Annotated in this window: 6 protein-coding genes; 3 read left to right on the forward strand and 3 right to left on the reverse strand. The window is 63.7% G+C overall.

Going from position 1 to position 6,371, the window contains the following annotated elements:
- Positions 1 to 553: 553 nt before the first annotated feature.
- Positions 554 to 2,194 (reverse strand): FAD-dependent oxidoreductase, encoded by a 1,641-nt coding sequence (locus tag VMD50_RS02395; RefSeq protein ID WP_325424494.1) that lies wholly within the window; start codon positions 2,192 to 2,194, stop codon positions 554 to 556.
- 559 nt (positions 2,195 to 2,753) lie between these two features.
- On the opposite strand from VMD50_RS02395, the gene VMD50_RS02400 reads away from it, so the two are divergent.
- Positions 2,754 to 2,969: a hypothetical protein gene (locus VMD50_RS02400; protein ID WP_325424496.1), complete on the forward strand. Its 216-nt coding sequence runs from the start codon at positions 2,754 to 2,756 to the stop codon at positions 2,967 to 2,969.
- A 61-nt stretch (positions 2,970 to 3,030) separates the two neighbouring features.
- On the opposite strand, the gene VMD50_RS02405 is transcribed toward VMD50_RS02400, so the two are convergent.
- A complete protein-coding gene (locus tag VMD50_RS02405; protein ID WP_325424498.1) occupies positions 3,031 to 3,447 on the reverse strand; it encodes a hypothetical protein in 417 nt (138 codons plus the stop codon).
- A gap of 508 nt (positions 3,448 to 3,955) precedes the next feature.
- Here VMD50_RS02405 and VMD50_RS02410 point away from each other — a divergent pair.
- Positions 3,956 to 4,420, forward strand: coding sequence for a DUF4189 domain-containing protein (locus VMD50_RS02410; protein ID WP_325424500.1), 465 nt, complete (start codon positions 3,956 to 3,958; stop codon positions 4,418 to 4,420).
- Between the two features lie 20 nt (positions 4,421 to 4,440).
- Here the strand turns inward: VMD50_RS02410 and VMD50_RS02415 are convergent, their stop codons facing one another.
- Positions 4,441 to 5,169: an N-acetylmuramoyl-L-alanine amidase gene (locus VMD50_RS02415; protein WP_325424502.1), complete on the reverse strand. Its 729-nt coding sequence runs from the start codon at positions 5,167 to 5,169 to the stop codon at positions 4,441 to 4,443.
- A 404-nt stretch (positions 5,170 to 5,573) separates the two neighbouring features.
- On the opposite strand from VMD50_RS02415, the gene VMD50_RS02420 reads away from it, so the two are divergent.
- On the forward strand, positions 5,574 to 6,371 hold a 798-nt coding region (locus VMD50_RS02420), incomplete at its 3' end, for an MlaE family ABC transporter permease (protein ID WP_414685979.1).

Consider the following 6,371-nt stretch of genomic DNA (forward strand, 5'->3'; position numbering starts at 1 on the left):
GTCGGTCTGACCAACACCACCACTGGGACTATGGCAATCGAGGCGATCGCGGCGGCGATCATCGCCCGCCATATCACCCGGATACCCTGGGTGTTCAAGTAAAGAGTTAACCAGTCAAAGTGATCGCTCTCGCGCCACCACCGCCCGACAGCGTTCACGCGGTGCTCCTTCGCTTCGCGATACACGCGATAGGTAGGACGTTTAACTGTGGCCCGACAGCTATCCATGCTGGCAGATGTTTCTCTGGCTCAGGTGACGAATCTGCTAGTCGTCAGCTGCGCGAGGAAAAGGCAGCCCGAATCGCCGATGAAGTCGCTCAGGTGGTTGGATGCGACAAGTCACGGCTCTTGACGCCGTCAAGACCCGAGAACGAAACCGCAGGTAACGAGGGGGACCGAACGGGAACCGAAAAGTAGCGAAACCGCAGCTCAGAAGGAACATTGCCGGGTGAGCAAGCGGTTCGATTCCCGGCAGCTCCACTGTACGTCCGAGCCGGCGGCCTTCTGGTTGGCGAAGCTGCGCTGAAATCGCCGAGCCGAATGCGCAGCCGCGGCTAGCGGGGGAGCTGGAGGTAGCGATGCACGTGGGCGATCGCTATGCCGCCTTCGCCGACAGATGCCGCCACGCGCTTGACTGATCCGGAGCGAATATCGCCGACCGCGAAAATCCCCGGGGCGCTTGTTTCGAGGGCGAACGGCTCTCGATCGGCGTTCCATTGTCCCGTCTTCATCGCGTCGGTCCCCGTCAGGACGAAGCCATGCTGGTCGCGCGAGATGTCCGAGGGCAGCCAATCAGTCGCCGCTTCGGCACCGATGAGGACGAAGAGCGCCTTGGCATCCCGTCGAGTTGTCATGCCGGTGCTTCGATTGATGATCTCGATCGCCTCGAGTTGTTCGTGGCCGTGCCCGGCGACAACCTCGGTTCGCGTTTCGACCCGGATGTTCGCTTTCGTTGCGATCTGCTCGATGAGGTAGTGAGACATGCTCTCGGCAAGCGACTCGCCCCGCACGAGGAGCGTCACCGATCGCGCGTGGTTGGAGAAGAAGATCGCAGCTTGACCGGCCGAATTGCCGGCACCAATGAGATACACATCGTTTCCCTGCGTCAGACCGGCGTCGCTGCGTGCCGCGCCGTAGTAGACACCGGAGCCGACGAATCGATCGACCGAATCGACCCGCAGGCGTCGCCACTGGACGCCCATCGCGAGAACGATCGACTTTGTTCGCAGAATGTCGCCTCCATCGAGGGTGACCGTCATGTCGGCGGGGTCGATGCCTTCGACCCGACGGGTCACGACGATCTCAGCGCCCAGCCGCTTCGCCTGTTGTAGCGTCCGGCTCGCGAGCTCGTCACCGGAGACGCCGAACGGAAATCCCGTGTAGTTCTCGATCCGGGTCGAGGTGCCGGCCTGCCCGCCGGGGGCGAAGGATTCGATCAGTCCGGTCTGCAGGCCTTCGGAGGCGCCATTGACCGCCGCGGTCAGACCTGCCGGCCCACCGCCCACGATCACTACGTCGTAGTCTTCCCGGCTTGGCTCGACTGTCAGTCCGGCCACAGTGGCGACGGCACGGATCGTCGGGGTAATCAGCCGCGTGCCGTCGTGCAGCACAACTAACGGATGCCCGGTGGCGTTGCCTCCGGTGCGTGCGAGAGCCGCCGGATCGTCGGGGTCTAGCCGTTCGTAAGGAATCTGATTGCGATGGAGGAAGCTGTCGCAGTCGTGCACTCCCGGGTCGACGCGCGGGCCGATTACGAACATAGTGGGCTCGCTTGGCTGCGCGGTGGCGTTTCTGAGCATCTCCATGCGTTCCAGCGCGGCGGCACCGACCGTTTCGGAGACCTGGGGGGCCATGGCGGCGAGCGTGTAGAACACCTCGACCGTCACCTTCAGCACGCGGGAGGGCTCGACGGCTCGCATGCTAGCGGGCAATGGCGTACCGAGCGTCATCGGGATTTCGCCTGAGACTTCGCCCGGAAGCCGGACGCCAATCACCTGCTCGACTCCGTTCACCAGCTTCGTCAACTCGGTCTTACCTTCGACCACGATCGCCAGGGACCGGCTTTCGCCCTCGTGGCCTACGTACTCCCGGGGGATGAGGTGGATGTCCTCCACGGCGCCTGCAAGGTACTCCAGTTCTTTCTCCCCCAAGGTCGAGAAGAGCGGGATCGTGGCCAGCTCCTCGATAGTGAACATGACTGCCTCCCAAGCTCTTTCGCGGGGGAAGCCGCTGATCGCCAGAGCGGCTTCGCATTCGGTGTCGATTTTTCGATGCAGTAATCGTCGACCGCACAACAATGCGGCACATGAGGCATCCGCCCTAAAAATGTTGGGGATCGACCTCGGCTTGCGGACGTTCAGCTGGTGTAGCAATAAGCGTTGGGACCGCGCGAAGTTAGGAGCGCAAGACGGGCCAGAGATCGCCATTTGGTTCGCGAGGAACGGGCGGCCACAATCACTCATGAAGTGGTTCATTCAGCTTGATGCGGTAGGTGACCGGCCTGACGCCGTCAAGACCCGAGAACGAAACCGCGGGTAACGAGCGGGACTGAACCGGAACGAGACGTAACGAAACTGCAGCTCAGACGGCAAATTGCCTGGTCGAGCGCCGGGTTCGATTCCCGGCCACGCCACGACGAAAGGCCAACGGCGTCGACAATCGGCTCTACCGATCACGCGGTCGATGGGCCGGAATGCGCGGTCGCGCAACGGCCGACGAGCCGCGGTGCCGTTCGTTCTGGAAAGCTTGGCGGTCATGGCGACTACCAAGAAGGTTCGGCAACTCAACGCACTCGACCTGGACAAGCTCGTGAGCTACAAGTCGGTTGACTCGACACCCACGGCGCCGTCAACGGTTCAGGTCGCGGGCCGCCTGTATTCGATCCACCACGGGTTTGAGGACACCCGGCTGGGGATCGGACCCACCGTGGTCGCGGTGACCGATATAGATGCAACACTCGACTTCGAGTAGCCGATCAGAAGCCGGCTGAATGACAGGCGTAAGCGCGCCCGAGTACTGCGTGCGATGAATGTCATCGTTGCCGGTTCTGCAACCTCTGGTTGATCCGGGCGAGGGGGCCCTTGTCATGCTCCGACTCTGCCTCCCTCGCCTGTTCGGCCGCTTCCGCCCTGGCCTGTTTAGCCTTTTCTTCTTCGAACTCGTCAAGCTCATGGCCCTGTTGCTCGATAAGCGTGAGAAATTTCTCGAAGTCCGGCATCTGCGCCTCGAGCTGGTCTGCCGACATCTCACCGGTGACTAAAATCGAGTTGTCCTCGCTCGCCACACCCAGGGTGGATTCGCCGAGACCACTGATTTCCGGGTTGTCTGCACGGACATCGACTTCTGCCGCTTCGCCCTTCGTCAGCGGGCGATTCAGCTGCAGGAGAAACGTCCGTGGCTTCGGCCCGGGTGCGACGCCGACAATTCTGAGTTGCGCGGCTGTCGGCATTGCCACTCCTTCCTGGCCGAACTGGTTACGGCGACCGGCCACAATAAGGCTAACGGCGCCCGCGGCCACCGAGACCACAAATCGCCACGGTGACAACTAACTGCGTGAATACTCGCCTTGGCTTTTTCGACGACAGCCTCATTCAACCTGCCACCCGATTGTCGGAGTGCCAGCTGCCCTTCGGACTGAATTGGCATTTTCCGCGAGCTTCCGGATGTGCGGCCGGTTTGGCGATCGTCGTCGCCTACCACCGCATGCCAAAGGAGAAGACCCCACGGCGCTGCGAAGCATCCATGCGGCCACGCGCGACGGGCTCCCCGAATTTAGCGCGGCACATAAATACCTAAGGTGTATCTAAACCCTCTAGATCATGCATTCAGTACGGAATATACTAGTCCAATGGGCTATCGGTTTGCTGGTCCTGTCCCGCCTCGATGCTGGGGTGCGGGCACACCGCCCGCAGCCCGTTTCCGTCCATCACTCGCATGAGGAGAAGTACATGTTGTCCGTGACCACCGCCGGGCGCCACACCGCAACGGCGGAAAGACCACGTCAAATGGCAACGCACAATGGGAAAACGGCCACCCGCAGGGTCGTCCCGCTGGCCGGAGCCGGTCCGCTCGTCCTGGCAAGCGCACTGGCTCTGGCTATTCCCGCACACGCCGCCACCACATGGATGGCGGGAGCGGTGAACTCCGGTTCGACGAAAGACAAGACCGAGGCCTTCTTTTATACCAACGCCTACACCGAGTCTGATGCCGAGGAGCATGCGCTGGCGAACTGCACCGCGAAGTTCCCGACCGGCTGCCAACTCGCCGGAAGCACCACGAGCTGCATGGCTGTCGCGCTCGGTTCAGGCAGGGAATTCGCGGTCGCCTACGGCCCGACGGTGCAGGCGGCGCAGGTGTTGGCGGCGATGGAGATCCACGGCCGGGTCAACCTGGCTGCCGGCGGGCGTTGCAGTTGGGATTGAGAGGGTACCGGTGGCGCTGGTCAGCTGCCCGCCTCGATAGCCGCGACTCTTGCGGCCGCGTCGGGTCCGCAATAGCGCTGCAGGTCCACCCGACCGGCGGCCAGCAGATCGTCGATGCGCCGCTTGAGGTCACCTGAGGAGAGGTGGGCATACAGCTTCGCGCCCGGGCAGGAAGTCTGAGCCAGGTCCCTATGACCCGCCAGCGTGTTGGTCGCGATGCGGAAATTCTGCACGGCCCATGCGAACGCGAGAGCGGCTCCGTGCAACTGGGCCTCCGACACCGCCTCCTGGTCGAAGTCGCCTTCGCAGAGGACTAGGAAATGGCCCGTCGTGTCGTAGTCCGTGGCAGTGTCGCCCGCGATTTCGGTGCTGCGCAGTTCGTAGATGTTGCCGTCGCGGTCGACGCCGACGTGGTACGCGATGTCGATCCAGCCCAGCTGGTCTTGGTGGTAGCGCTGGTCCCCCCGGAGTCGGCCCGGGGCATTGCGGTTGTCGCCGAGCACCACGGCCTCGTGGTGCAGGGTCATCCGGGTGATGGTGTGCGGCCTACCGCCGGGCCGGGCAGCTCGCGCACCCCACGCCTCCCGGCACAGCAGCTGAGCCGAGGCGCTACTGGTCAGGCGGACACTTGTCGTCGACGTCGAGCATGCACCGAGCATGGACGCCAAGCCGACGCCGCCGGCCAGCCGCAGCAGCTGACGGCGGTGGACGAGGCCCGGTGGTTCATCGGGCCGATCGGGAGCGGGCATATCAGTTGAACCTCCCCTCCGCTCTCAACGGAATCAAGGCCCTGGGCCGAAATCGGTACTGGACCGTCAGCCCAGATGGCTGCGCAAAAATGTGTCGTACGTCACACTCGGCTGCTTCCGCGAACAGATACTCGCCACCGCTGGTAGAACGCACCTACCGCTGATAAACACACGTCAAACAGGCTCGTTCTTTGCTGGGCGGAGGGAGGAATTTGCCGTTGACCGCAGGTGTCCACGACGCGAGAGCGGCTGAACCGGCCACCGAGACAGAAGGCACTGAAGTCTGCTGTGTCGATGTCGACGCGAGCACCACTACCAACGGCGAACACGACCCCAATCACCCGACGTCCGCCGCGCCGGAAGATCGCCAGGCCGCCGCGGAGGCGTCGGTCGGCCGCCAGGTCATCACGGCGCTGGGCAGGCCGGTGCGCTACGGCCTCAATCAGCTCGATTCCTCGTTGCAGACGTTGGGCCGCTTCTTCGACCTGGCCGCCCAGGCCTTCGGGTACCTGACCACGGATCTGATCCGGTTGCGCCACCCCTGGCGCGACACCCTCAACCAAGCCTGGTTCATCATCAGCGTCACGGCGATACCGGCGTTGCTGGTGTCCATCCCGTTCGGCGTCATCGTGGCGGTGCAGGTGGGCAACTTCATCCAGCAGGTCGGCGCTTCGTCGGTCTCGGGCGCGGCCGGCGGTCTCGGGGTGATCCGACAGGGTGCACCGGTCGTCGCCGCGCTGCTGCTGGGCGGTGCGGCGGGTTCGGCGGTGGCCACCGATCTGGGCGCCCGCACCATTCGTGAAGAGGTCGACGCGCTGCGTGTCATGGGCATCGACCCGGTGCAGCGGCTGGTCACCCCTCGGCTGGCGGCGATCTTGATCGTGGCGCCGGTGCTGTGCTCCTTTATCATCTTCATGGGCCTGGCGGCGGGCTACGCCATCAATGTCGGCTTCCAGTCCGGCACCCCGGGTAGCTACATCGCGTCGTTCGCGTCGTTCGCCAGCGTCAACGACGTCGTGGTCGCCGTCCTCAAGACCTGGCTTTTCGGAGTGGTCGTGATCCTCGTGGCCTGCCAGCGCGGTCTTGAGGCCAAGGGCGGTGCACGCGGCGTGGCCGACGCGGTCAACGCCTCCGTTGTCATCGGCATCGTCGCGGTGTTCGTTCTCAACCTGCTGATCACGCAGGGACTGTCGATGTCCATG

It is taken from the genome of Mycobacterium sp. (genome assembly GCF_035506235.1).
Lineage (GTDB): Bacteria > Actinomycetota > Actinomycetes > Mycobacteriales > Mycobacteriaceae > Mycobacterium.

Excerpts from the sequence above, each read along its gene's own strand:
- VMD50_RS02395 (WP_325424494.1), bottom strand. The coding sequence starts at position 2,194 with ATGTTCACTATCGAGGAGCTGGCCACGATCCCGCTCTTCTCGACCTTG.
- VMD50_RS02400 (WP_325424496.1), top strand. The coding sequence starts at position 2,754 with ATGGCGACTACCAAGAAGGTTCGGCAACTCAACGCACTCGACCTGGAC.
- VMD50_RS02405 (WP_325424498.1), bottom strand. The coding sequence starts at position 3,447 with ATGCCGACAGCCGCGCAACTCAGAATTGTCGGCGTCGCACCCGGGCCG.
- VMD50_RS02415 (WP_325424502.1), bottom strand. The coding sequence starts at position 5,169 with ATGCCCGCTCCCGATCGGCCCGATGAACCACCGGGCCTCGTCCACCGC.